24 protein-coding genes are annotated in these 26,144 nt (G+C 47.5%); 8 read left to right on the forward strand and 16 right to left on the reverse strand.

Annotated elements, in window-relative coordinates; genetic code table 11:
• Positions 1–58 precede the first annotated feature (58 nt).
• The 5 genes from A1OO_RS16950 to A1OO_RS16970 all read right to left on the reverse strand — a co-directional run bounded on the left by A1OO_RS16950 (position 59) and on the right by A1OO_RS16970 (position 5,348).
• Positions 59–607 (reverse strand): SRPBCC family protein, encoded by a 549-nt coding sequence (locus A1OO_RS16950; protein ID WP_017003777.1) that lies wholly within the window; start codon positions 605–607, stop codon positions 59–61.
• Positions 608–774: 167 nt separating this feature from the next.
• Positions 775–1,623 (reverse strand): ABC transporter permease, encoded by an 849-nt coding sequence (locus A1OO_RS16955; RefSeq protein WP_016958316.1) that lies wholly within the window; start codon positions 1,621–1,623, stop codon positions 775–777.
• Between the two features lie 9 nt (positions 1,624–1,632).
• Entirely contained in the window at positions 1,633–2,889 is a 1,257-nt protein-coding gene (locus tag A1OO_RS16960; RefSeq protein ID WP_016958315.1) for an ABC transporter permease, read from the reverse strand.
• Between the two features lie 70 nt (positions 2,890–2,959).
• Complete coding sequence (locus A1OO_RS16965; protein ID WP_017003778.1) at positions 2,960–4,045, reverse strand: extracellular solute-binding protein; 1,086 nt, start codon at positions 4,043–4,045, stop codon at positions 2,960–2,962.
• Positions 4,046–4,235: 190 nt separating this feature from the next.
• Positions 4,236–5,348 (reverse strand): ABC transporter ATP-binding protein, encoded by a 1,113-nt coding sequence (locus A1OO_RS16970; protein ID WP_016958313.1) that lies wholly within the window; start codon positions 5,346–5,348, stop codon positions 4,236–4,238.
• A 259-nt stretch (positions 5,349–5,607) separates the two neighbouring features.
• Between A1OO_RS16970 and A1OO_RS16975 the strand changes: the two genes are divergently transcribed.
• Positions 5,608–6,594, forward strand: coding sequence for an ABC transporter substrate-binding protein (locus tag A1OO_RS16975; RefSeq protein WP_017003779.1), 987 nt, complete (start codon positions 5,608–5,610; stop codon positions 6,592–6,594).
• Positions 6,595–6,653: 59 nt separating this feature from the next.
• Here the strand turns inward: A1OO_RS16975 and A1OO_RS16980 are convergent, their stop codons facing one another.
• Positions 6,654–7,415, reverse strand: coding sequence for a ribonuclease H family protein (locus A1OO_RS16980; RefSeq protein WP_017003780.1), 762 nt, complete (start codon positions 7,413–7,415; stop codon positions 6,654–6,656).
• A gap of 242 nt (positions 7,416–7,657) precedes the next feature.
• Between A1OO_RS16980 and A1OO_RS16985 the strand changes: the two genes are divergently transcribed.
• Positions 7,658–9,376 (forward strand): RluA family pseudouridine synthase, encoded by a 1,719-nt coding sequence (locus A1OO_RS16985; RefSeq protein ID WP_017003781.1) that lies wholly within the window; start codon positions 7,658–7,660, stop codon positions 9,374–9,376.
• 99 nt (positions 9,377–9,475) lie between these two features.
• Here the strand turns inward: A1OO_RS16985 and A1OO_RS16990 are convergent, their stop codons facing one another.
• Both A1OO_RS16990 and A1OO_RS16995 read right to left on the reverse strand, forming a co-directional pair.
• Entirely contained in the window at positions 9,476–9,811 is a 336-nt protein-coding gene (locus A1OO_RS16990; protein ID WP_017003782.1) for a rhodanese-like domain-containing protein, read from the reverse strand.
• Between the two features lie 142 nt (positions 9,812–9,953).
• Positions 9,954–10,844: an AraC family transcriptional regulator gene (locus tag A1OO_RS16995; protein WP_017003783.1), complete on the reverse strand. Its 891-nt coding sequence runs from the start codon at positions 10,842–10,844 to the stop codon at positions 9,954–9,956.
• Between the two features lie 461 nt (positions 10,845–11,305).
• Here A1OO_RS16995 and A1OO_RS17000 point away from each other — a divergent pair, with 461 nt between their 5' ends.
• The 3 genes from A1OO_RS17000 to A1OO_RS17010 all read left to right on the forward strand — a co-directional run bounded on the left by A1OO_RS17000 (position 11,306) and on the right by A1OO_RS17010 (position 16,180).
• On the forward strand, positions 11,306–12,409 hold the full coding sequence (locus A1OO_RS17000; protein WP_026023925.1) for an efflux RND transporter periplasmic adaptor subunit: 1,104 nt from the start codon (positions 11,306–11,308) through the stop codon (positions 12,407–12,409).
• A 10-nt stretch (positions 12,410–12,419) separates the two neighbouring features.
• Positions 12,420–15,533, forward strand: coding sequence for an efflux RND transporter permease subunit (locus tag A1OO_RS17005; protein ID WP_016958306.1), 3,114 nt, complete (start codon positions 12,420–12,422; stop codon positions 15,531–15,533).
• A gap of 155 nt (positions 15,534–15,688) precedes the next feature.
• Positions 15,689–16,180 carry a peptidylprolyl isomerase gene (locus tag A1OO_RS17010; RefSeq protein WP_016958305.1) on the forward strand — a complete coding sequence of 164 codons (492 nt, stop codon included), beginning with the start codon at positions 15,689–15,691 and terminating at the stop codon, positions 16,178–16,180.
• A gap of 95 nt (positions 16,181–16,275) precedes the next feature.
• Here A1OO_RS17010 and rodA read toward each other — a convergent pair whose 3' ends face one another.
• The 3 genes from rodA to A1OO_RS23115 form a co-directional block, all read right to left on the reverse strand.
• Positions 16,276–17,385, reverse strand: coding sequence for a rod shape-determining protein RodA (gene rodA / locus A1OO_RS17015; RefSeq protein ID WP_017003784.1), 1,110 nt, complete (start codon positions 17,383–17,385; stop codon positions 16,276–16,278).
• Positions 17,386–17,450: 65 nt separating this feature from the next.
• Positions 17,451–18,122: a DedA family protein gene (locus A1OO_RS17020; RefSeq protein WP_017003785.1), complete on the reverse strand. Its 672-nt coding sequence runs from the start codon at positions 18,120–18,122 to the stop codon at positions 17,451–17,453.
• Positions 18,059–18,616: a hypothetical protein gene (locus tag A1OO_RS23115; RefSeq protein WP_017003786.1), complete on the reverse strand. Its 558-nt coding sequence runs from the start codon at positions 18,614–18,616 to the stop codon at positions 18,059–18,061. The genes A1OO_RS17020 and A1OO_RS23115 overlap by 64 nt, the downstream gene beginning before the upstream one ends.
• 335 nt (positions 18,617–18,951) lie before the next feature.
• On the opposite strand from A1OO_RS23115, the gene A1OO_RS17030 reads away from it, so the two are divergent.
• Both A1OO_RS17030 and A1OO_RS17035 read left to right on the forward strand, forming a co-directional pair.
• Positions 18,952–19,281, forward strand: coding sequence for a DHCW motif cupin fold protein (locus A1OO_RS17030; RefSeq protein ID WP_016958301.1), 330 nt, complete (start codon positions 18,952–18,954; stop codon positions 19,279–19,281).
• Between the two features lie 187 nt (positions 19,282–19,468).
• On the forward strand, positions 19,469–20,128 hold the full coding sequence (locus A1OO_RS17035; protein WP_017003787.1) for a DNA-methyltransferase: 660 nt from the start codon (positions 19,469–19,471) through the stop codon (positions 20,126–20,128).
• 81 nt (positions 20,129–20,209) lie between these two features.
• Here A1OO_RS17035 and rlmF read toward each other — a convergent pair whose 3' ends face one another.
• The 3 genes from rlmF to A1OO_RS17050 all read right to left on the reverse strand — a co-directional run bounded on the left by rlmF (position 20,210) and on the right by A1OO_RS17050 (position 22,129).
• Positions 20,210–21,247, reverse strand: a complete 1,038-nt coding sequence (rlmF, locus tag A1OO_RS17040) for a 23S rRNA (adenine(1618)-N(6))-methyltransferase RlmF (protein ID WP_017003788.1) — start codon at positions 21,245–21,247, stop codon at positions 20,210–20,212.
• Positions 21,248–21,368: 121 nt separating this feature from the next.
• Positions 21,369–21,758: a cupin domain-containing protein gene (locus A1OO_RS17045; protein ID WP_017003789.1), complete on the reverse strand. Its 390-nt coding sequence runs from the start codon at positions 21,756–21,758 to the stop codon at positions 21,369–21,371.
• On the reverse strand, positions 21,755–22,129 hold the full coding sequence (locus tag A1OO_RS17050) for a YkvA family protein (RefSeq protein ID WP_017003790.1): 375 nt from the start codon (positions 22,127–22,129) through the stop codon (positions 21,755–21,757). Before A1OO_RS17050 ends, A1OO_RS17045 begins: the two co-directional genes overlap by 4 nt.
• Before the next feature lie 237 nt (positions 22,130–22,366).
• Between A1OO_RS17050 and A1OO_RS17055 the strand changes: the two genes are divergently transcribed.
• Positions 22,367–23,395, forward strand: a complete 1,029-nt coding sequence (locus tag A1OO_RS17055; protein WP_017003791.1) for an ion channel — start codon at positions 22,367–22,369, stop codon at positions 23,393–23,395.
• Between the two features lie 120 nt (positions 23,396–23,515).
• On the opposite strand, the gene A1OO_RS17060 is transcribed toward A1OO_RS17055, so the two are convergent.
• Positions 23,516–24,472, reverse strand: a complete 957-nt coding sequence (locus tag A1OO_RS17060; protein ID WP_017003792.1) for a hypothetical protein — start codon at positions 24,470–24,472, stop codon at positions 23,516–23,518.
• Positions 24,473–24,679: 207 nt separating this feature from the next.
• Complete coding sequence (locus A1OO_RS17065; RefSeq protein WP_017003793.1) at positions 24,680–25,753, reverse strand: hypothetical protein; 1,074 nt, start codon at positions 25,751–25,753, stop codon at positions 24,680–24,682.
• Positions 25,754–26,144 lie beyond the last annotated feature (391 nt).

Below are 26,144 nucleotides of genomic sequence, written 5' to 3' on the forward strand. Positions count from 1 at the left end.
TTCAGTGCGCTAAACGCTGTCTTCTAAGCGCTATCAACACGTTTAGTCATTAGAGTGTTTATTGGCTTTTCGCTTCCATCAGCTTTTTCAAGTTGCCCAGTCCTGCTTGATATAACCCTGTTACACCTCTCACTGCCGCATCATCAGTCAGGTACGGTGGAGGATCGCTTTCTGGAAAACCGCGAAAAAACTCGCCGCTCCACGTGACTTCACTGGCACTGTCTCCTTTAGCGACAACTGAAATGGTCGATTGATAATGTGTCACTGGCAACAAGTCGACATTCTCTTTCACGATTTTGTATTTCAATGTCATCGCAGCAGGGTCAATAGACACCAATTCTTCTTCGACAGATGCATCACCAATGAACAATTCCCTGACCGCGCCCGCCTCGTTCGGCGAACCTGAAATGAGGACATTTTTAGAAACACCCGGCACCCAAAAATCCGTCCCATCAAAGCCTATCACCCTCTGCCACACCTTTTGAGCAGGTGCGGCAATCTCAACTTTTTCTTGCACTGACAGTTGTTCCAAACCGTCTAGCGCCTTCACGGGTGACGCTATCAAACAAACCGCGAAAATTGCTGCATTTCGGACACACGAATTCATTGTTATCTTCCTTAAACGAAAAGAGATCTCAAATGAAACTAGTTGAATTTAGCGAGTGACAGATGGCATAAACATGGGAATGAGAAATTGAAATTTACGGTTTGGACAAGCATGAACCACCTGCGCAGCATTGCAGCCGCACAAGTGTGTCATCGCGTGAAGTTCAGTTAGTCTTCAAGACCACGCAGTCTTGCACTGCGACGGCGAAGCAGTTCAAGCGTGGTCAACAAGGCAATTGAAAGCACAACCAGCAAGGTCGCCGCAGCCAGAATTGTTGGGCTGATTTCTTCCCGTATGCCTGACCACATTTGGATAGGCAAGGTGGTTTGTTCAGGCCCCGCAATAAACAGCACCACCACCACTTCATCGAATGACGTGATAAACGCGAACAGTGCGCCAGAAATCACACCCGGCGTCACCAATGGCAATACCACTTTGAAGAAGGTCGTTACAGGGTTGGCCCCTAAACTTGCAGCAGCACGTGTTAGAGAGTGGTCAAAACCGCTTAAAGTGGCGGTGACAGTGATCACCACAAATGGAATACCCAACGCGGTGTGCGCAAGCACCACGCCTAAATAGGTGTGGGTCATCTGAAATCGGGAAAAGAAGAAAAACATCGCAGCGGCAGAGATTATCAAGGGCACGATCATTGGCGAGATCAGTATCGCCATGATGACGTCTTTGTAAGGCATGTAGCGGCTAGATAAGCCAAGTGCCGCAATGGTACCGAGTACTGTCGCCAAAATCGTTGAAGCGATTGCGACAATCACGCTGTTCTTCACGGCGGACTGCCAAGCGTCTGACGTAAAGAAATCTTCATACCAGCGCAATGAATATCCCGCAGGATCAAAACTCAGCATCTCAGGAGTAAAGGTAAAATAAGGTTCAGCGTTGAAGCTCAGCGGTAAAATGACGAGCAGCGGGCCAATCAGAAACAAGAATATTCCTGCACAAATCACGCGAAAGACCACAAACCATACTTTTTCGCCTGTCGTCGCACATTCTGGTAATGCCATCGTTATTTCCTACCCTAACTTCACGTTGTCGACGCCAACTAGGCGGTTATAAAGCCAATACAAAACCATCACGACCACCAGTAATATCGATGCAATTGCCGCTGCCAGACCCCAGTTCAGGGATGTTTGCATGTGATACGCAATAAAATTAGTAATGAAAGTACCGGTTTGACCGCCTACCAACGCTGGGGTGATGTAGTAACCAATCGAAAGAATGAACACCAGAATCGACCCTGCGCCGATGCCAGGTAGGGTTTGCGGGAAATAGATCCTTCGGAACGCCAGCGCCTGTGGCGCACCCATTGAGCGGGCAGCACGGACATAGCTCGGCGAGATGGTTTTCATCACGGAGTAAAGCGGAAGGATCATAAACGGCAGCAAGATATGCGTCATCGCAATCAAGGTGCCCGTTTGGTTATAGATCATTTGAATGCGGTTATCATCATCCAGCACACCCGCCCCCACCATTAAATCGTTCAGCACGCCCTGTTGCTGCAAAATGGCTATCCAAGTTGCGGTGCGAACCAATAGTGACGTCCAAAATGGCAGCAATACCAAGATCATCAACATGTTGGCTTTTTTGGCAGGTAAATTCGCCAACAAATAAGCGACGGGATAACCCAATAGCAAGCAAAGAAAGGTGATCGCCATACTCATATAGAGCGTGCGCCAAAATAGAGAGGTGTATATCTGTAAATATTCGGGTTGAGCAACAATATCGCCGTTGTCGTCGTAACGCAGGTCAACGGCATTAAGATAGTAAGAAAGCGTGTAAGGCGACGACTCTCGCTCGATCAGCTTCCAAGTGCCGATATCCATCCAGCGCTTATCCACTTTGGCCATCGCGTCTTTGTATGGCCCTTCTGTGATTCTTTTCGATTTTCGCGCCGATTTCATGATCAGCGAACGCATTCCTGATTTTTCATAGTTTAAGCGAGACGCAACTTTGCCGATGTTTCTCGCTTCAGCACCGATCTGTAAATCAGACACCAGTGCTGCATAAATTTCTTCATTCGGCAGTTCATTGCCGTCCCAGCTTTCGAGCGCTACCGTCGTTTGCGGCATGTAGGTAGCCACTTCTGGGTTTTCAACACTGCGTTGCAGCATATCAAAAATGGGGAGCACAAAAGCCACCAGCAAGAAGGCCAGCAAAGGAGCAACAAGCAAGAAGGCTTTGATTTTGTTACGACGAATTGAGCGCTGTTGGCTCACGCGAAGTGATACACCATCTGCCGTTTTAATATCGTTGGCTGAAGTTTCCTGCACCACACTCTCCCATTAGATAAAACGCAAAAAGGCGAGGATCGATATTCGAATCCTCGCCTACAACATCAACTTATTTCACTAACCACGCATTGAAGCGCTGTGCCAATTCGTCACCGTTATCCGCCCAGAACACATCGTCCTTCGGAATTGCGGTCGCGAAATTAGGTCCATAGGTTGGCATATGCGGTTTCATTTCAATGCCAGAGTCGGCATGGGTTGTCACCATACCTGCTGATGAGTTACGTGCAGGCCCATACGAAATGTATTTGGCTTGATCAGCAAGGCGCTGCGAATCCGTCGCAAAACGGAGGTAGTCTTTCACCTTGTCCAACTTACCTTTTGGCACAACCCAACCATCCAGCTCAAACACTTGGCCATCCCAAATGATGTCGAACGGCTGCTTCTCGTTAACGGCTGCGTTAAAGATGCGACCATTGTAGGCAGACGCGAACGCCACTTCTTTATCAGCCAATAGTTGTGGCGGCTGCGCACCCTCTTCCCACCAAATAACAGAATCTTTGATGGTATCCAGTTTCTTAAACGCGCGTTGAACGCCAGCTTCGGTGCTCAATACGTTATAAACATCAGAGGCGGGAACACCATCAGCAATCAAGGCCCACTCAAGGTTATTGATCGGCTTTTTCTGCAAAGAACGTTTACCAGGGAAGTTTTTCAGGTCAAACACATCTTGAATCTTGCTTGGTTGTTTACCGTCAAACATCTCAGAGTTGAACGCAACAATATTGGAGTACACGATGGATGGGACAAAACATTCACCCAAAGATCCTGCAAGGAAGTCTTTCGTCGCTGGCGTGCCATCTGGCGCCGCAGCAAGCAAAAGATCGTGATCGAGAGGCTCTGCTAGCCCTTCATCACAAGCAACAATGGCATCAGACGGCAGAATATCGACCAAATCCCAAGTCACGTTTCCAGCTTCAACCTGTGCACGCAAACCAGAAAGGCCATTTTGCGCCTTGTCGATGTTAACCACTTTTTGGCCTGTCTTTTCAGTCCAAGGTTCGTGGTAGGCTTTGGTTTGGCTCGCAGTATACGCTCCCCCCCAAGACACAACGTTCAGAGTTTCTTCAGCCATTGCTGTGGAAGCAACGCCAGTCAACCCAGCCAAAATGGCAATATGTAACGCAAGTTTCTTCATCGTCTTCTTCTCCGTGAGTCTTTCACTTATTGACGTCTGAGCAGGAGTAGGAATCCACTTCTTCGCCTAACGATCGACGATAGAAAAACTGCGTTCCATACTTACCCAATTCTTTCCCAACCATTGATCAACTAGCTTTGTGACCAGTCGAACATTTCCTTTGCATCAAAAAACACGAACCTAGAACGTATTAAGAGGCGTCCAAGGCTCTGCAATCTTCTTCAGACCAACCAACACTGATCATGTCCCCACGGCGAAGGTCTGGGTGACCTTCTGCATTGGGTGTTTTAATGATGAATTCGTTGCTGTCACACACTTTGACGCGTGTGCGAAGGTGATCGCCGAGGTAAATCACTTCCTCTACCTTGGCATTGAAAATATTAGGTAGCGCCCCTTGTTCAGGGTTGATGATAATACGCTCAGGACGAAGCGATAAGGTGGACACGTCCCCCTGCTTACCGACGGCAACGGGCTTGGCGGTAATGATGTCGCCATTAGGAACTTGAACCCTGCACAGGTTGTCGTCCAACGAAATTACATTCCCTTTGAGGCGATTGTTCTCGCCAATAAACTGAGCAACAAAGGCATTCGCAGGGCGCTCATAAAGCTCTTCAGGTGTCGCAAGTTGCTGCACCACACCATCATTAAATACCGCGATTCGATCTGACATAGTCAACGCTTCTGACTGATCGTGAGTCACGTAAATCATGGTCACGCCCAAATCTTCCTGAATGTGTTTGATCTCGTATTGCATCTCTTCACGTAGGTTTTTATCCAACGCGCCGAGCGGTTCATCCATTAATACCAGCTCAGGTTCAAATACCAATGCGCGTGCCACGGCAACACGTTGCTGCTGACCGCCCGACAAATGAGCAGGACGACGATGGCCGAATTCCGTCAAGCGCACCATATCGAGTGCTCGCTTCACTTTCTTTTCGATATCGGATTTTGAGAGATTGCGAACCTGGAGGGGAAAAGCGAGGTTTTCTTCCACCGTCATATGAGGGAAAAGAGCGTAATTTTGGAATACCAGACCAATACCGCGTTTGTGCGGTGGGAGCGTTTTGATCGGATTGCCATTGAGATAGATATCACCGTGAGTAGGCTGCTCAAAGCCTGCCATCATCATCAATACGGTGGACTTTCCTGAGCCCGATGGGCCAAGAAGAGTAATGAACTCACCTCGCTCGATATCCATCTCAAACCCTTTGACCACCAAAGTTCTGCCATCGTAGCTTTTCTGGATATTATCGAACTTTACAAAGGGGAACGCCGTGCTGTTTGAATTGCCATCCTGTTGCATGATCCATGCATTCCTTACACCTCTAAACAACCTAAAGCGTATAACACGGTGTTAACAATGATCAAAGTGCATGCTAACTAGTGAGAGGCTGATCATGAGCAATGCTTAAAATTCTTTCACAAACGCGTGGTGAAACTGTGCATTCAAATGTTAGAAACATCACGTTTATCAACAAATGCTAAACAATCCTTACATTCCCTTTGTTATCGTGGGCACAAATATAACAGTACACAATTTTCTATTGCTGGAGGCTTTGTAAATGCTTGCACGTTTAACCCCCTTGGCACTTCTTGTGCTCTCACCTCTCGCTAACGCGAGTGAATGCGGCGATGTCACCATTGCCGATATGAACTGGAATTCCGCGACGCTGATGGCGCACGTTGATCAATTCATCTTGCAAAATGGCTATGACTGCAACGCGGAGTTGGTTCCTGGCGATACCATGCCAACCGGCGTTTCGATGACAGAAAAAGGCGAACCGGATATTGCACCTGAATTTTGGAGTAACTCACATAAAGAGATGCTTCAAAAAGGCGTTGATGCCGGCAAACTGCGATTTGCAGGTAAAGCCTTCGCCGAAGGGGGAGAAGAAGGTTTCTGGGTGCCTAAGTACATGGTTGAAAAACACCCAGAGCTGGCCACCATCGAAGGGATTAAAGCCAATGCGAAACTATTCCCGCACCCTGAGGATGATAGCAAATCTGCCTTTATGACCTGTCCGTCAGGTTGGACATGCCAGATCACCGCAGGTCATCTATTTGACGCATTGAATTTAGAAGCATCTGGCTTTGAGCTGGTTGACCCCGGTTCTGGTGCAGCGCTAGCTGGCTCAATCGCCCGTGCTTACGATCGCGAAAAGTCGTGGTTTGGTTACTATTGGTCACCCACCCCTGTGCTGGGTCGCTACAACATGGTAAAAGTCGACTTTGGCGTTGACGCCGATCCTGCCCACTATGAAAGTTGCATCACTCAAGAAGATTGCACCAATCCAAAAGTGACGGCATATCCACCCTCAGCGGTGAACACGATCACCACAGAATCCTTTGCGCAGAAATCACCCGCGGCATATGAATACATTGCAAATCGCGCTTACGCAAACGCTGACATGAGTGCCATGATGGCATGGATGGAAGAAAACCAAGCCGACGGTGAAATAGCCGCGCTGGAATTTTTTGAATCCTACCCACAAGTGTGGACCCAATGGGTACCCGCAGATGTGGCAGACAAGGTTAAAAAAGCACTGTAGCGCGTTAACTGACCAGCAAACAAAGAAGCGGCCCAATGCTTTCACCTTGGGCCGCTTTTTTAGCCCCTTCGCAACGCCAATATTTCATTGATATCGGTGGTTTCTCGATACAGATTCAATGCTTCGTCTTTACGTTCAATCGCCAAAATCGACATTCGGTCAGCCAGTTCATTACCTTCAATGCCAACATGACCATTGACGTGATAAACAGTGATGTGAGATTTCAACGTTTGATAGAGCGCGTAAGCGGGCTGAATAATGTCGAGATTTTTAATTTCTCCCCCTGCCTTTTTCCATCCTTTCGATTCCCAACCCGACGCCCACTTGGTCACGCAATCAATCGAGTATCGAGAATCACAATAGATCGCCACAGACAGCCCTTGAGCAAGCTTCTCTTTGGCGATAATAAACGCTTGGTATAGTCCGTGAAGTTCTGCCGTGTTGTTGGTACCAACCGCCTGATAAAGCCCGTACCACAACTCACTGAGTGCATTGTTGTTATAGACCGCCAACCCTGTTCCGGCTTCGCCAGGGTTCGGTTCACAGCCACCATCCGTAAATATTTTGATATCAAACGGCATCTCAGTGATTTGCGTTTGTGTCAGTGCTGCGGACTTAGGTTTGGCGATTTTTGTTGCCGTTGCGGCCTTGCTTGACGTTGCGCTAGCCTTGCCGCCATAAGCTGCCTCAGCTTCGCCTAACGTAGGAAACGATTTGAATTTTGCGCCTTGAAAGCCGTCAACTTGCGCCTTGCACTGTGTCCAGTCAGTGTAAATACCGCTCTTACGACCTTTCCACACCACATAGTATTTTTTAGCCAAACTGATCCCTTACTTAAATTCCGACGATGCATTTAGCAAAAAGCACCCATCATACGGCTATTGCCGTGCAACATTCATTATTCATAAATCTGGCTTGCCTGCTACCGATCAGTTTGCACAATATTGCTGATGGCGCTGAAACAACCATGGGAAAGAATGCGTCAGCTGAATGAGCCAAAGTAGTATTTCTCACCTAAACAGGTAAAATCACGCCCCCATCGTGTTGCTGATAGATATTGACCATGCACCCAGACGCATTGTTTACCCCAGACGAACTGTTTACCCGCTTTAACGCCACCATCGATCAATTCGAGTTGCCGAGCGCGTTTACGTTCCCCTTTTACTATCAGCCACATCCGCTTTGTGTGCTTGCTGCCACTGAATTGCAGCAACACTTAGCCACGCAAATCGATTGGCAGCATGACTTTGGGCTAAGCGATGATTTCGAGCTAGACAATGACAAGGCATCAGCAGGCATGGGTAAAATGTTTGGCGTCTTGCTTGTACGTTCTCCAAGCGGTGAGCTCGGCTATTTCAGTGCTTTCTCTGGCAAAATTGCTGAGCAAAACATCCTGCCGAATTTCGTACCACCTGTGTTTGACATGCTGGCCGAAGCGTGTTTTTTCCAAACAGAGTTGGAAGCGATCACTGCCCTTAACGCGCAAGTCACTGCCCTTTCTGCCAACCCTCAAATATCGCACTTGAGTGGCAAAGTCGCGCAATACCAAGCCGACTACAAAGCGCTAGAGCAACAACAGCGCCAAACCATGATTGAAGGACGCGCCGAGCGTAAACAGCAGCGTCAAGACGCGGAACAAAAACTCAATGGAGAAGCTTTAAAATCCGCACTAGACGCGCTTGCTAAGCAAAGTGTTGCGGAAAAGAACGACCTCAAATATCTCAAAATGGCATGGGACAAAAAGATCGATGCCCTTCACTCTGAGTTAACCGCGCTAACCGCTGCAATCGACCATGCGAAACAGCAGCGTAAAACCTTGTCGAACGCACTGCAAAACAAACTGTTTGAGCAATATTGCTTCCTCAATGCGAACGGTGAAGAAAAATCCCTCAAAACCATTTTTGCTCCAACCACCAGCCCAACGCCGCCTGCGGGTGCAGGGGAATGCGCTGCGCCTAAGTTGCTGCACTATGCCTACAAGCACGGATACACCCCGCTCGCGATGGCAGAGTTTTGGTGGGGCGTTTCACCGAAATCAGAAGTGCGTCAGCATAAAAAGTTTTACCCATCATGCCACGGTAAGTGCAATCCTATTCTTGGGCACATGCTAGAAGGGTTAACGGTTGATTCAAACCCGCTCGAAACCAACTGGGCACAAGATAAAGCGCTAGAGGTGGTTTATCAGGACGACGCCATCATTGTCGTGAATAAGCCATCAGGCCTGCTTTCCGTGCCGGGCAAAACCATAAAAGATTCGGCCTACACCCGTGTGATTGCCATGCTTCCTGAGGTTAAAGAGATCTTTGTTCTGCATCGATTAGACATGGCGACATCGGGCTTGTTGGTCTTTGCCCTCACGCGACGTGCGAACAAGAGCTTACAAAAACAGTTCATTACTCGCGGCATAGAAAAACGCTATATCGCCATGGTGGAAGGCGTTGTTGAACAAACTCAAGGTGAGATCAATTTGCCAATGCGCGGCGACCCAGACGACAGGCCTCGTCAATTGGTCTGCTTTGAACATGGCAAGCCAGCAACAACTTATTGGCAGTTAATTTGTATTGAAAAGGGTCGCAGTAAGCTTCATATGTACCCGAAAACAGGCCGTACTCATCAGCTTCGCGTGCATTGCGCACATCACATGGGGCTGAATATGGCGATGGTCGGTGATGGTTTATATGGCGATAGAGATGCTCGCCTTCACTTGCATGCGGAACAACTCGCGTTTGATCACCCTTACACGCACCAACGCATGACGTTTAGCGTTGATTGTGATTTTTAATCAATAGAAGACAGAAACAACTGGCGGGCACAGCATACTCATATTTTGTTAAATGAGAGCCCGTGCCTTCCTATCTCTTCGAGAACTGGGAACATGGGATCACTCGGCTTTCAAACCACGCTCCACTCTCGCATCGCTAATACCCCCCGCATTAAACACATTCTGATAGCCTGCACCTTTAAGTGCATTCATTGCTTTGCCTGAACGAACGCCGCTGAGGCAATACAAGCGAATTTCCGTGTCTTTGTCAGGGTAAAGCGCACTGACTTCTTTAACGATCTCTGAATGAGAAACCCTTGCGTCACCCGGTATGTTATCGAAAAAATGCTCCGCAGCACTGCGGGTGTCTATCCAAACAGCCTCAGCATGGGCTGTCGCACTGAGCAGAATAGCCATTAGGGCAATGACAATGTGTTTAGTGCTCTGAAACGTCATGGTTTTCTTTTCCCTTAGCGATGAATGTTCCTATGGTTGCTGTTCCAATCTCTAACATTACCCATCTCCAATGCAAGCTTTGCTGAATGAGGTTCAGGCTTTACTCGCAGTTGTCTTGGTCAGATCAACAAACGTTTTTCGATCACCGAGCCTTTTTTATCTGATTGGGTGTTTTTCCATATTTCAATTTAAACACTCTGATAAAATTAGACACATTGTCATACCCCACCTCTAAGGCCGCATCCGTCACCGATATCGCCCCTCGTTCAAGAAGCGTATTTGCACGAACCATCCTTTTGTCTCGCAACCATTTTTGAGGCGTCACGTTATAAATATTTTTGAAGTCCCGATTAAAGCTAGAAATGCTTCTTCCAGATAATTGAGCCAAATCACTGACCGTTAAGTGCAGTATGTCTTCCGATTCAAGCAGCCGACGGAGATTTCGTTTGTTAGATATTGCCTTTTGGGCAAGCAATGCATGAATCAAATTTTTGTCACCCATATATGCTACAAGGTGCAATAACTCTTGGAGTTTAATATCCAAATAGCTTGAAGATTTTATATCAGACTGAATCGTACTGAAGAAATTGGCTAAGCCATTATCTTTTTCTTCCAGAAGGCAAAAGCCCTGATCTGTGTTTGAAACCAAATCGTCACTTTTCACCTTTTTCAAGTATTCGAGGATCGCCTGCTCATCAAAAAAGACCAAATAGGCTTTCAATGATTCGGTACTTTTTACGAAATCAGAATGCAAATTTAATCCTTGAGCAAGAAATATCGCCGACCCAGGGAACAACTCTGTTGTGCCGTTATCACTGTTAGTCAGCGTTTCACGACCACTTTCGATGTATATCAAACACGGTTGATTGGTATAAAACTCAATATCTGACAAGTCTTGTTCAAGCTGCTTTCGAAACACCACAGCATCGCCACTTTGCATCAGGACACTGACATCTTTCATCGCAAATAATGCCTGTGGAAGCACTAAAATATTCGTTTGTGTATATTCGTAAATTGTTTTCATTCTTGGCATTTACACCCATTCCATCGCGACCTACAGACTATAGCAATGACCAGCACAGAGCTTCACTCATCATGGGACATAAAGGAGCAAGTGGCCATCGGCGTCATGATAAAGTCACGCCAAACAGCCTTAAGTGGTGTGCCGATTTGGTGCTGCGCCCCCCTTTCCACCCTCCATGACCTCTTTATCTATCACAAGCCACTGTTTCGTCCCAACAAGGAAACACTCCTAACTTGCTCGCCGCATATACTTTTTACTGAAAGTCACCAATGAAGTGAGTGAACATGGCGTCGCAAACCGTGCTTTTGATCCGGTGCTACCTCTCGAACCACGAGACAAACACCCAGCCTGATCACCCAAGCGAAACCTTCCATGTTTTGCTGTATTCCCATGCCAATGTGGTCTCGTCATGGGCGCCTTCACCTTCACTTTTTGAACCATCAATTTGATAAGAGCATGGAGATTCACACATGAGTAAGTGGGTAATAGGGATGATAGTGATTGTTGTGCTCGCCTTCGGCACAGTGATTGGGTTCAACCTCTTTGTGAATAAAAAAATCGAAAACACACTGGCCAACTTGCCCGAGCCTGTGTATCCCGTGACCATCGAAAAGCTCACACCAACAGTGTGGCCACAAGGCATTAGTGCTATCGGTTTTATCGAACCCAACCAAGGGGTAGATGTATCCAATGAAGTCGCCGGTATTGTCACCGCGATTAACTTTGACAACGGTGGTTCAGCGAAACAGGGCACTGTGCTACTCAGCCTTGATGCTTCGGTGCAAAAAGCTGACCTCAAAGCGCAACAAGTACAACTTCCTTCCGTACGTGATGATTACAACCGCCTCGTCAAACTCTACAAAGAGCGCTCTGTATCTGAACAAAGCGTTGAAACAGCACAGTCAAAATACCAAGCAATGCTCGCCAATATTGAAAGCTTGCAAGCAACTATCGCATTGCGAGAAATCAAAGCCCCGTTTAACGGCCTACTCGGTATTCGAAACGTTAACCTCGGCCAATATGTGTCAGTAGGAACAGACATTGTTCGCCTTGAAGATCTGTCTGTGATGCGCGTGCGTTTTAGCGTGCCTCAGGCTGAATTAGGCAATATCAGTATCGGCCAAGCCATTTCGCTCACAGTCGAAGCTTTCCCTGGTCGCACCTACAAAGGCGCGATCAATGCTATTGAACCGGTAGTGAACAACCAAACGGGGTTAGTGATGGTGCAAGCCGAGCTGCCTAACGATGACAACTCCTTACGCGGCGGCATGTTTGCCGATGTGAACATCGCGCTGTCCAACCTCGACAATCAATTTGTGGTACCACAAACCGCCATTGTGTTCGCGCTATACGGCAACTCGGTTTATGTGGTGGAAAAGAAAGACAACGAAACCCGCGTCAAACAAGTCACGGTTGAAGTCACTCAACGCAATGGCAACGACGCATTGGTCACTGGCGCACTGAAATTTGATGATGAAGTCGTCACCACTGGCATATTGAACTTAGGTAACAACGCAAAAGTAGACATTGTGCCTAACCCAATTTCCGTACCCGATAAGATGCCGCAACTTTAAGGAGCCGGAAATGAAATTTACCGATATTTTCATACATCGTCCGGTAATGGCGGCGTCTCTCAGTGTGTTATTGCTGTTGCTTGGTTTGAACGCACTGAAAGATCTGCAAGTACGCCAGTACCCAGAAATGACCAACACCGTTATCACAGTGACCACGCCCTATCCCGGCGCTGACGCCAATTTGGTGGAAGGCTTTATTACTCAGCCACTAGAGCAAGCACTGGCACAGGTTGATAACCTGGATTTCATGACGTCAGCCAGTCAACTTGGCAGTTCCAGCATTGTGCTGAACATGATGCTCAATACCAACCCCGAAGGGGCTCTGGCAAATGTGCTTTCGCAAATTAACTCGGTGAGTAACCAGCTTCCTAAAGAAGCCTATAACCCCTCGGTCACTTCATCGACGGGTTCCACCACATCCATTATGTATATCTCGTTCTTTAGTGGTGATTTGAACTCAAGCCAAATTGCGGACTACTTGGAACGCGTGGTCAATCCGCAGCTCTCAACCGTTAATGGCGTGTCTAATATCGTCATGATGGGCGGTGCGCCGTTTGCGCTGCGAATATGGCCAGATCCGAAAAAGTTAGGACAATATGACCTTTCAACAACGGACCTCGTCAACATTTTGCAGCAAAACAATTACCAATCTGCCGTCGGGCAATTCAATAGCTATTTCACGGTATTGAACAGTACCATCGACAGTCAGGTTGACACCGTTGATGGTTTGAAAAACCTGATCATCAAGAGTCAAGATGGCCAAGTCGTGATGCTTCAAGACGTTGCCGAAGTGAACATGAGCAAAAGCAGCGACAGTTCCCGTGCGTTGGCCAATGGACGTGAAGCGGTGATCATCGGCATTAATGCCACACCCACGGCGAACCCACTTGATGTAGCGGCAGGTATTCGTGTGCAGTTTGAATCTGTTAAGCGCAACCTGCCTTCTACGATCGATGCAGAAGTGCTGTACGACTCCACCTTAGCGATTACGGATTCTATCGACGAGGTGGTGAAAACCATCATCGAAGCCGCGGTGATTGTTATCATCGTGATACTGCTTTTCCTGGGCTCATTCCGCGCGGTGGTCATTCCAATTGTGACGATTCCGTTGTCATTGATTGGCGTCATGGCTGTTATGCAAGCCTTTGGTTTCACACTCAATTTGATGACGCTGCTCGCGATGGTATTGGCTATTGGTCTGGTGGTGGATGACGCCATTGTGGTGGTAGAAAACGTCGATCGGCATATCAAAATGGGCACCAAACCCTTTAAAGCCGCTATCGAAGCGACCCGAGAAATTGCCGTTCCGGTTATCTCGATGACCATCACACTCGCTGCCGTATATGCGCCGATTGCCTTAATGGGCGGCGTAACAGGGGCATTGTTCAAAGAGTTTGCGTTAACGCTCGCTGGGGCGGTGTTTATCTCCGGTTTTGTGGCACTCACCCTCTCGCCCATGATGTGTTCGAAAATGCTGAAGCCTCACGTGAAGCCAAGCAAATTTGAATCTACGGTAGAAAGCGTGTTGGGGGGAGTCACTAAGCGTTATGAACGCGCGCTTCATGCCGTATTAGATCACAAGCGTGTTGTGGTGGTCTTTGCCCTTTTTGTATTGGTATCACTGCCAATCCTCTTCAGCTTTATCCCATCACAGCTCGCACCCGATGAAGATCAGGGCGTGGTCGTCGTGATCGGCAGTACACCATCGACTTCAAACAATGACTATATCCAGTCCAACATGGAATTGATCGGCAAGATCATTTCCAAGCAACCTCAAGCGGAAGCGTCGCTTGCCATGATTGGTGTGCCTACCAGCAGCCAAGGGATTGCTATCGGGCCATTAATCCCATGGAGTGATCGAACGCAGAGCCAGAAAGAGATCTCAGCCACCATCAATAAAGAGGCAAAAAAAATCCCCGGCATTAATGCCACCGCATACCAAATGCCATCATTGCCCGGCGCGTCTGGCGGTCTACCAGTGCAATTCGTGATCACCAGCCCGGCAGATTTCGAAACCCTGTATAGCATCGGCAGCAAAATGCTGGAGAAAGTGAAGAACAGCCCGCTATTTGTGTATTCGGACGTTAACTTGAAATACGACTCAGGTTTGGTGCAATTAACCATCGACCGAGAAGCAGCAGGTGCGTATGGCGTCACTATGCAAGCGATTGGCGCCACATTAGGAACAATGATGAGCGGTGGCTACATTAATCGCGTCAACATCGATGGGCGTTCATATGAGGTCATTCCTGAAGTCGAACGAGCCAATCGTGCCAACCCTCATCTCATCAATCAGTTCTATGTCACGGCGCAAAATGGTTCCGCCGTTCCGTTGTCGAGCTTGGTGAGTTTCACCGTTAACGGACAGGCCAGAACGTTGCCGCACTACAACCAAATGAACGCCATCTCAATTGAAGGTGTGCCTGCACCCAATGTTGCGATGGGTGATGCGATCAGCTTCTTAGAAGGACTCGCAGCCACGGACCTACCACAAGGTTACACCTACTCTTTCATGGGAGAAGCAAGACAGTTTGTGGAAGAAGGTAGCTCCCTGTACCTAACCTTCGCACTGGCATTGGCGATTATCTTCCTCGTGCTTGCTAGCCAGTTTGAAAGTGTTCGCGACCCTTTGGTCATCATGTTCACCGTACCGCTCGCCATCAGCGGTGCATTGATCGCGTTGGGCTGGACACACATGTCTGGCGAGACATCGATGAACATTTATTCTCAAGTTGGCTTGATCACCTTGGTCGGACTCATCACTAAGCACGGGATCTTGATGTGTGAAGTGGCAAAAGAAGAGCAAATCATGAAAGGCGTGTCTAAACAGGAAGCCATTGTTGAAGCCGCCACTGTGCGTTTGCGTCCTATTTTGATGACAACGTCAGCCATGATTGCGGGCTTGATACCTCTGTTGTTCGCAACCGGTGCAGGTGCAGCGTCACGCTACAACATTGGTTTAGTTATCGTGGCCGGCCTTGCCGTGGGTACGCTGTTCACCTTGTTCGTTCTTCCCGTGATGTACACCTATATCTCAGGCGGTCACAAGCTCCATGAAGGCGAGATGGATGATGAGCCCGATGAGCCAACCGCTATCCCTGAACAGCCTGAAACAACCCACTAAAGAACGTTTATAGGCCTTAGAAGATAGATAAAAAAGCGCTCAGCCTTTTTGACTGAGCGCTTTTCTCGCTTAACGGCTTCATCATCACTACTTTTAATCTTTGGCTTTGCGTATATACTGCGCCCCTTTCGTTTTTATCCAACGGCTTTCGACCTATGATTATTTTCACCACTAACTTCGGCGACATTGAAATCGAATTGGACTCAGACAAAGCACCAGTCTCGTCTAAGAACTTTTTGAAGTATTGCGAAGACGGCTTCTACGACAACACCATCTTTCACCGAGTGATCAAAGGTTTCATGATCCAAGGCGGCGGATTCACGGCGAAAATGAAAGAGAAGCCAACCGACGCCCCTATTGTGAATGAAGCGAACCGTGGATTGAAAAACCGTATTGGCACTATTGCAATGGCCCGCACGGATGCACCGCATTCAGCAACTGCACAATTTTTCATTAACTTAGAAGACAATGGCTTTTTGGATTACACCGCGACCACTAATCAAGGCTGGGGCTATGCCGTATTTGGTAAAGTGACAGCAGGAATGGACGTGGTAAACAACATTGGTAACGCAATGACAACACGCGTTGCAGGGCACGATGATGTGCCGATGGATCCTATTGTTATTCAAAGCGTCACCATTAAGTAATACGTTCTAAGCGGTTATTTATATAAACAAAAGGCAGGTTCAGAACCTGCCTTTTTTGATACTTGATTTTTTGTTTAGTCAGTATGAGCCTGCGACTATTTCGAAAGGCTTCGCTGTGACCACGTCGCTTCAACTTGCTGAACACCACAACACAACGCCATGATGATGCCGAAGCATGCGCCCTGAGTGATCATCGCCGTTCCCCCATAGCTAATGAATGGCAATGGGCTTCCCATCACAGGCAGTATGCCGCTCACCATACCAAGGTTAATGAATGCGTAGAGAAAGAAACTCATCGCCAAAGCACCACTCACAAGACGTGAAAATGCTGACGGGGATTGACTCGCCAACCACAAAGTTCGACCTGAAATAAATAAGTACAGAAGCACCACAACTGCACTGCCCATGTAACCCCACTCTTCCGCAAGTGTCGAAAAAATGAAATCAGTGTGGCTTTCGGGAATAAATCCGAGTTGCCCCTGCGTAGCGCCCATGAATCCTTTTCCATCAAAACCACCAGAACCAATCGCAATCAAAGACTGGATGATCTGATAGCCAGATCCGAGCGGATCGGATTCAGGGTTCAAAAACTGAGTAACACGCATTTTCTGGTAGTCTTTCATAAAGAAAAACCACATCACGGGCACTATCGCAGCCACGGTTGCCAATACACCGCCAATGATTTTCCAACTCATCCCCGCAAGGTACAGCACAAACAGCGCGTACATCACGGTGAATATTGCGCCGTCCAAATCAGGCTGGATCACAATCAATAACACAGGCAAGGCAGTGACTACGGCACACAATGCTATTTTCTTTAACCCTGGTCGCCCAGGATCTTTCACAATTAGCCATGCCATCATCATTGGCATGGCCACTTTGATCAACTCAGAAGGTTGAAAGCGAATGGGCCCCAATGCTAACCAGCGTTTTGCGCCATTCACGGTATCACCAGCAATGATAACCCCGAACAAAAGCACAATCGCGATAACGAAAAGCTTAGGCGCGAAATCTTTATAAATTCTTGCCGGAATAGTGGATAAACCCACTAGTGCCAAAATGGCCAACGCCGCGCGCGCTAAATGGCGTTCAAGGATTGGCAAGCTAAAGCCACTTGCACTCCAAACACTTATCGATCCCAAAGCAATCAACGCACAAATCGCAACAAACAACGGATAATCAATCCGCAAGCGATAGATGTTCACAACATTCTCTATTTCACTCGGTAAAAAGGCGCGCAAGAATACCGCTAGCACGCAAAAATGCAACCTTATACGGTGGGATTAAGGTCTGCTCGAAGCGCTTTACGAATACGCCATGTCACCGCAGTTAGCATTCCGATACACAAGGTAATGACAGGTGCAGCCATCAACCCCATGGTCACTAAACGGCTAATGGGCTCAGGAAGCGAAGGCAGCAAGTAACCCATACCCGCCAACAAGAACACCCACATACTGGCACTCAGCCACGCGAAACGATGAAATCTCGGCACTTCATCCACACGCATTCCCATCATCATTGGCAAAACAGAACGCACACCCGGTACAAAGCGAGCAATAAACAGCGCAACCAAACCGTGGCGACATAAAAGCGCATCCACTGTACGCATTTGTTTTTCCGGTACCTTTGTTAACCAAGATTGCACCAGCGGAAATTTGTTAAGCCAGCGGCCTTGTAAGAACGCTAACCAACTTCCTATCGACGCGGCAATGATCAGCATTGGAAAGGCAATAAAGGGATCCAATACACCTACAGCTGAAAGCGTACCAACAAGTACAACGATGCTGTCACAAGGCAGCGGTGCGGCGGGAAGAAAACCGCTTTCTAGGCTGATTAGCATCGCCACAAGAATATAAATTAGGGTTGCACTACCAGGGGTTAGCAGTGCATTGAAATCTTGGTGCCAAATGGCGACCAATACGTCTTGGATTGCTTCAAACATTGTTTCTCCAAAATACCAAGGTGCAAGGAATGCGAGTTACGGGTTTCATTGGCTTTTTGTTGTCTATATTGATACTTCTTTGCGTGAATACAAAGAGTCAGGTGTGAATGTATCGTTCGACGAGAATGAATAAATCGATACTGCAAATTGGCACCTTGCCAGCCCGCGAGGCGATCACTATCAATGAAAGAATATGTGCGAGGTAGCCCGAACAAAACATGCCCCAAAGCCAATAAGCTCGCTATCGAAGTGAGCAATATTGGCCAACATAGTGGGTCTTTTTGTTCAGGGTTTGAAGCAGAAAAAAGGACACGTGACGAAGCCATACGCCGAGCCAACATGTCAATTTTAACATCGGGTGCGGATTCTTGATTAACAGCACTGTTTATCACATTCTTAGCGTGATTTAACCCAATCACACCAAGGGTGTAACCGCAAAATAACACCGTGAGCAATGCCATGATAAGCGGAAGCTTTTTGAGCAGTTTTTCCACGCAAAAACCAAGAAAATGAAGATGGTAACTATTTACTTCTAAACCCGATAAAAGACAACATTTTTGTCATGGATATATCATGTAAAGTTGAGCAAACCCTCAGCTTTACATATTAGTGAAAGGCGCAACAAAAAAAGGCCGAAGCTTTTTTAATGAATGCGCTTGTTGAGCGTTCAATCTCGCCGAGAAACAGCAGCCCATAATCTAGCGGCACACGCTTTAATAATGTCATACTGTAAAGTCAAGCTGCCGTCAGCAAGAACCCTGCCGAACCCGCAGATCAGAACAACAACGTCGTGCCTAAACGCACCTTCACTCAAGGAAAGAGTAGAAAGATGGAAATGAATAATCTGCCATTTGGCACAACAGACTGGGAAACAATCACGCCGACTGAACACACTGGCGAAACAGGTGTGGCTTACTGGCGCACTCAAAAATTCGGCGAGATAAGAGTGCGTATTGTGGAGTACTCAGCGGGTTACCTCGCGGACCATTGGTGCTCAAAAGGACACATTCTATTTTGTCTGTCGGGTGAATTAACCACAGAGCTAGATGACGGCAGCATTCACGTATTGAAGCCCGGCATGAGCTATCACGTTGCGGATAACGCCGAAGCGCATCGCTCTTCCACTGAAATTGGCGCAAAGCTGTTTGTGGTTGATTGATTTTGTAGGCAAGCGTTAGTCAACAGCGCCATTACTTAAGCAATCTTCGACTGATAAGGGATGACAAGAGCGTATGTTCTCCCTGCACCGATCAAACCTCCCATTGATTGCCGTAGATTGGATAAAGGTGTACCTTCTCGCACTTATCAGAAAGGCCGTATTTGCAGTGATTTAACATAGAGGCGAAATGCTTACTTTTAAAAATGATGCCGTAGAATGGCTTTCAACGCTCGCGGACGGGAGCGTTGATCTTTTCATCACAGATCCACCCTATGAATCACTGGAAAAGCACAGGAAAATTGGAACAACGACAAGGCTGAAGGTAAGCAAGTCTTCAAGCAATCAGTGGTTTGATATATTCCCCAACGAACGTTTTGAAGCGCTTCTAAAAGAGATCTATCGCGTTCTAAGAAAGAACTCTCATTTCTATTTATTCTGTGACCAAGAAACGATGTTTGCAATCAAACCGATTGCAGAAAAAGTAGGCTTTAAATTCTGGAAGCCGATCATTTGGGATAAAGTCACGATTGGCATGGGTTACCACTATCGTGCTCGTCATGAATATATTCTGTTTTTCGAGAAGGGAAAAAGAAAACTCAACGACTTAGGCATGCCTGATATTCTCGTTAGCAAAAGAGTCTACAACGGGTACCCCACTGAGAAGCCAGTTCCGCTGATCGAAATGCTCATCTCTCAGAGCAGCACAGAAGGTGAATTAGTTGTCGACCCGTTCTTCGGATCAGGTGCAACGTTAGTCGCCGCAAAAAATCTTGGGCGAAATTATATGGGGTGTGACCTGTCTGATTCTGCGCACGAACATTTTCACAAAAGAGTGTCTGAAAACTAGCCATTCCGTCGTTATTTCTTACCTCCTAGATTGCTTCAACACGGTCTCTAGGAGGTCATCACATTGATCAGAACGTTCGCCTTACGCTCCCCACCCACTGCACCACAAATCTCTCGCGTCTTTGTCCAAAAATGTCCACGCAACAACACGAGTGACCTTCTGGCCTTGTGCCATGTCGATGGTTTTCACTTCTTTGGCACCAACCGCTTTCAATGCCTGATAAATGGCGGGGAGATTTTCTTTCTTCGACACCATCGTCGTGAACCAAAGACATTGATGCTTGAAGTCTGCGCTTTGAGTGATCATGCGATTGACAAACGCGGCTTCACCACCGGGACACCAAAGCTCTGCGTTTTGACCGCCAAAATTCAAAACAGGTTTGCCCTTCCCTTTAGTGAAGTCTTTCGCGTTTGTATGTGACATCGCGTGGAAAGGACGGTTTTCGGCGCCTTTCTTGCGCGCATTGGCTGCAAGGTTACGCACTTTACGCTCAGAACCTTTGGTCGCCTCTTCCATTGAGGTATGGAATGGCGGATTACACAGGGTGAAATCAAAACGTTCTTTGGCGTTAATCATGCCGGTGAAAATATTGTCGGGGTTGTTTTGCAAACGACACTCAATACCGCCTTTCAGCGTTGGGTTAGTGTCCACCAGCAGCTTGGCACTTTTAACAGACACTGGATCAATGTCTGCACCCACAAATTGCCAGCCATACACCCGGTGACCGACCATGGGATACACACAGTTTGCCCCCATCCCGATATCTAACCCTTTAACCTTTTTACCCGTCGGAATATTGCCGTTATGGGTGTCAGCAAGAAGGTCTGCAATGTAATGCAGATAATCCGAACGTCCAGGAATAGGCGGGCACAAGTAGCCTTTAGGTATGTCCCAAAAGCTAATTTGGTAGAAGTGATTCAACAGGGCTTTATTCAGGATTTTGACCGCGTCGGGATCAGAAAAATCCACCGACAATTCGCCAAAGGGATTCTTTTTCACAAAAGCGCTCAGCGCTGGCGTACTTTTTACCAACGCTGGGAAGTCATAGCGCGCACGATGCGGATTGCGCGGATGCAGGCCCTTTTTCAATTGTGGGGATGTCTTGCTCGGTTTTGCCATGTTGAAGTCCAGTTGGTGCTGTCTGGGAATCGCAGGGCTGGCATTCTACGCGCTCAATGCCATCTCGGGTAGTCACATTTGAGCAATGCTTTCCGTGTCTCCACGATTTGCTTCCCTTTGTTCAAGATGACGGCACTTGAATACTGTGTTCTGTTGGTTGAGGCGTGATGGTAAGCACTTTCACACCATTTGGAGTATCAAACCGATGCCACACCATTTCTGGCACGACGATCAGCTCGCCTTCAGACAGAGATACTGGCCTTTCTTCCCCGTTTTCCAATAGAAATACCGTGGTTTGTCCTTCAATAATTTGTACTAACTCGTCACCAGGGTGACGCTCCCATTCACTCTTCCCGTCATAGTAAGCGATAAATACCCCTCCATCTCGATACGCCGACAAGGTATCAAATGCGTCAGTGCCTTCTCCACTCAACGAATGTTGTGGCGTCCTTCCGGCGAGAAAGGTGACCTTTTCAAAGGCATTTCTGATGTTGACTCGTGATCCCCTCATTTCTCGCTATCCTTTTCCGTACTTGTGCTCTGTTTGTTGAACCAACTATCGAGTTTCTCGGTAGCTTTCTCACCATGCTCTGCTTTTACATGCATCACTACCGCAGCGGCAGCAGCCACCAGCACACCTAGGTCGTCCGAGAACCCTACCACAGGGGTCAGGTCAGGAATGGCATCAATGGGGCTAATAAAGTAACCCAATGCCGCGAACATGGTGGTTTTCGCCCACTTGGGTGTGTCGTCATCCGTGGCGGAATAGTAGAGCCTCAGCGCTTTTTCCAACACGTCATAACCGGCTTTTTGCGCGAAGTTGCGCGTTTTTGTCCAAAAGCTATCTTCTGAATACTCATCAAGATATTTGTTATCACTCATTACAGCTTCCTTCTTACGCCCTAACAGCATCAAGATGCTTAGAACTATCGCAATTGTTCGACATTAGTGGGAAAGTTTCGGCGCATCCAGCACGAAGATGAGAACTTTTTCACAATCAGCAGTATTGAGAAATTGGCTTTGTGAATAGGCTGTTATAGTGTGCGGCTAAATTTAATAGATACGCCCAAAAAATCTCAAGATGATTGGGTATAAGACACATGTTAAGGAAAACGGCTGATGACAAAGTGGTACATGGTTCGCCGATGGATCACCTCTCAATTTCAGCATCTGAGCGGTAAGCACGTCGCCGTTGCGGTACTGGCTTATGCCGCACTGAGTTGGGTGTTGCTTAAGGCAGCAGGAGAGCAAGAACTTACCACACCAATTGTTGATTTTGTTTACTATTTACTCGTGACCGCTTCGACGGTCGGTTACGGCGATATGTCTCCACAGACAGACGCAGGAAAATGGGTTGCCGCCCTTTTTGTTATTCCCTGCGGTTTAGGTATTTTTGCGATAGGTGTTGGCCGTTTAGCGGGTATCGCCATTCAGTTTTGGCGTAAAGGATTAACAGGAAAAAGGAGCGTTGACGTGTCTGACCACATTTTAATTTTGGGCTGGAATGAAAGCCGTACCCTACACCTCATCGACATGTTGCTCCATGAAGAAAAAAACAAGCGCCCTATTGTGCTTTGTGTTCGAGTGGACATTGAAAACCCGCTGCCGAAAGACATCGATTTTGTTCGCACCACCAGCTTTACCGATGAAACGGCCATGGCACGTGCGGGTGTTAAAGATGCTAGCTGTATCATCATTGATAACCCAGAAGATGACATTACGTTTGCGGCTGCCTTGTTCTGCGCAAGCAAGAATCCCGATGCACACATTCTCGCGTACTTCCAAGACGAGGTGTTAAGCAACCTGTTGAAAACACATTGTCCAAAAGCTGAATGCATTCCGTCGGTGTCTGTTGAGATGATGGCAAAATCCGCGCTCGATCCTGGCTCTTCTGAGCTTCATCATGAGCTACTGAATACCCGCAAAGGAATGACCCAATACGCAGTCAGCTACCCCGCCGATGCAAAATACACGACGGTGAATGCATTGTTTCTGAGCATGAAAGAAAAACATGATGCCACGCTGATTGGCATTCGCCGAGATAGTAATGTGCAGCTTAATCCGCCACTGGATGCAGAAGTAATACCAAACGATTTGTTGTTTTACATTGCTGATGAGCGCGTGACAGATTTTAGCTGGGAGCACTAACGAGCAAAATGCCTTTTGCCTAGGTATGAAATGCCTATATAAAAAGCCAAATGCAACACATAGAGAAAGGGAGCTATCACAGCTCCCTTTCTCTTGCTCATCAGAAAACAACAAAAGTGCTTAGTCCTGATGAAGCGTTCTACGCAAATTACGGCGAACTAAATAGCCAAGTTCCCTACCTTGCTTACCAAGATAAGCGCCAAGCAAGCCACCAAATCTCGCGCCATCTTTCGCGCCTTCGTAAACCAAATCAAACAGATTGTTTTCCATTTCTGTCAGATAATTATTACGATCATCACTTTCATACCATGCCTGCGTTTGTGCGTTTAGCGGCGCATCAATCAAAGTAAGTTTTTTCTCAAGCGGGAGCTTAACGACCATCTGGTTCATGAGTTTCAGCAAATTAAACGGACGAGCTGCTTCATCACGACGTGCGAATTCTGCTGCATAACAAACAGGGGCGATTTCCAGACCCGTTTCATCCAGCATGCAATGACGCAACAAGGTCGCTGTACTTTCAGGCCAGATTTCCACTTCCGTTGACGAGCTGTCGACAACATAGTCCCACTCGTAGCCATAACTGGCGGCATCAACTTTATTGAGCCCGACGACCAATCGGCTATCTAACTTATCGCCCAATGCAGGCACAAGCACTTCTGTTATCAAGCGATAACCACTGTTGAGGTTTCTTTCCGCCGCGTCCAACACCACAACAACCATATCGATAAGCGGATTACCGTCGCTGTCCCGCTCTGTCAACGTTGCTGCCAACTGCATGTCCAGCATAGCGTCTTGTTCAGGGTTGCCCGTGTGCCCAGGGTAATCCCAAACCACTAAATTGCCCATTTCATAGCGACCAGCATCCGACGAACTTGGCGCTAAAAGCGCGCCACCAAACAATGCCTTGATAGTAGATGTCTTGCCAACGCCTTGCGGCCCAGCAAACAGAATGTTCAGGGGTTGTGCTTCCAATTGATGCAAGCGAAGTTGAAGCGCTGCTTTTTTGAATTCATCCAACAAAGAAGAATGGCTGATATCCATTGCTAGTTGCCGAGAAAATGCGGTGCTATTTTGCATGGGGTTGCCCTCAATGAGTACTACGTAACCAAATGCAACTATAAGCAAAGCAACAGAGTGAATCTGTCTCGCTCTTGATAGTCTTTAACAATTTGTTTACTTACGGGTTGTCGTGCGGAATAGAGCTGAGGGATAATCGAAAGGAGGATCGCCCTAATAACGAGCCCTCCAGCGTATTTTTCGAAAATAAATGGATGAGAGAAGATGTTAAATCGTCATACCCATTTGTGCGCGAATTGTGTCTGAAACAATGTCTCCCATCGCTCGACCATGACGCCCCAGAAACGCACCAAGTTGCCCACCGAAACGATCGCCATCTCTCGCGCCAACGTGCAAACTATCAAAACAGAGGTTTTCGATGCTTTGCATGTAAATCAATTTGTCATCATGATCACGCCATTGGTCATCACCACAAGTCAGAGGCTGATTCAGCAACAATAAACGCTTTTCCTCTGGCAGGTCAGCCAACATTTTTGCCATGAGTTTTTGTAAGTTATAAGGACGACCATTTGGCGATTCGCCGGCCAACGCACTGTAAGCCAACGGGCATGTTTGAATACCCGTGTTGTGAGCTAATCGATAGCGCAAGGTCGCTGCGGTGCAATCAAGCCAAATCTCTGCATCCAACGGCATAAGCACATTCGCGTGTGTCCCACGAATATGCCTGGCAACTTTATCGGCTTTGTTCATCAAGATGGTCAAGCGATTTTCTGTCATCGCTCCCATCATGGGCACAATGGAATGGCAGATATCTAAATAGCAATCATCAATATTGCTGCTGGCGGAGTCCAAAACCACAATCACGCGATCAATCAACGGCTCATTATCTGCATTGGTTTCTGATAGCAGTGCGCCAAGCTCACTCCATCGCTCCTGCGCGGGCTCATTTTCGCTCGGCAGATCTGCCTGCCACACGGTGAGTTGATTCAATTGCTGACGGCGAATCTTCGAAGAAGCGTCGCTTTCATCGTTTTTTAAATCAGCAGCTCGCCAATCATACCCACCAAAAAGTGCCTGCACGGTCGCTGACTTCCCTGCACCTTTTGACCCGATGATCAGTAGATTGAGTGTGTTATGGGATAGCACCTGAAGGCGACGGTCAATACGCGCCTTGTAACTGGCATCCATATCAGTAGACGCAGACACTTGCTGAGATATCGCGTCAAACAAGGGCAAACTAGACATCGCGTTAAGCGCTGGCTTCTTGCCGCTCTCGGACACCTGCGAGCGAAAAATTCTTGGATTAAAAATCGATGTGTTGACGTGGTTATCGAACTGCATAGTGCGGGCTCTCCTCTCCATTAGAATCACTGCTGAACCTTACGCTCTTGCTTCCCTACTATATGCATAGATATGACCAGCGAAGTGTCTCGCACTTGATAGGATCGGATAGTTTTCGCCGTGAATTTATCACCCTTGCGCTTTTAGGCCGCTAGACGCTCAGTTGCATTCATCACTAAATTTGACTACTTTATCAACAGTTGTAACCAAACCATCTGTAGCCAAAACATCAAGGAGGATAGCGAATGAATACGTGCACGCATGATGACAGCGCAGTGCTATTCCATTGGTACAACAACGATATCCAACTCGCCTACGACTTCCCTCGCGATTGATCCTCGCTGACGCACTCGCGTCGATATTTCACCTCGTTTAAACACTCACAATTTGC

It is taken from the genome of Enterovibrio norvegicus FF-33 (assembly GCF_000286835.2).
Taxonomy (GTDB): Bacteria; Pseudomonadota; Gammaproteobacteria; order Enterobacterales; family Vibrionaceae; genus Enterovibrio; species Enterovibrio norvegicus_A.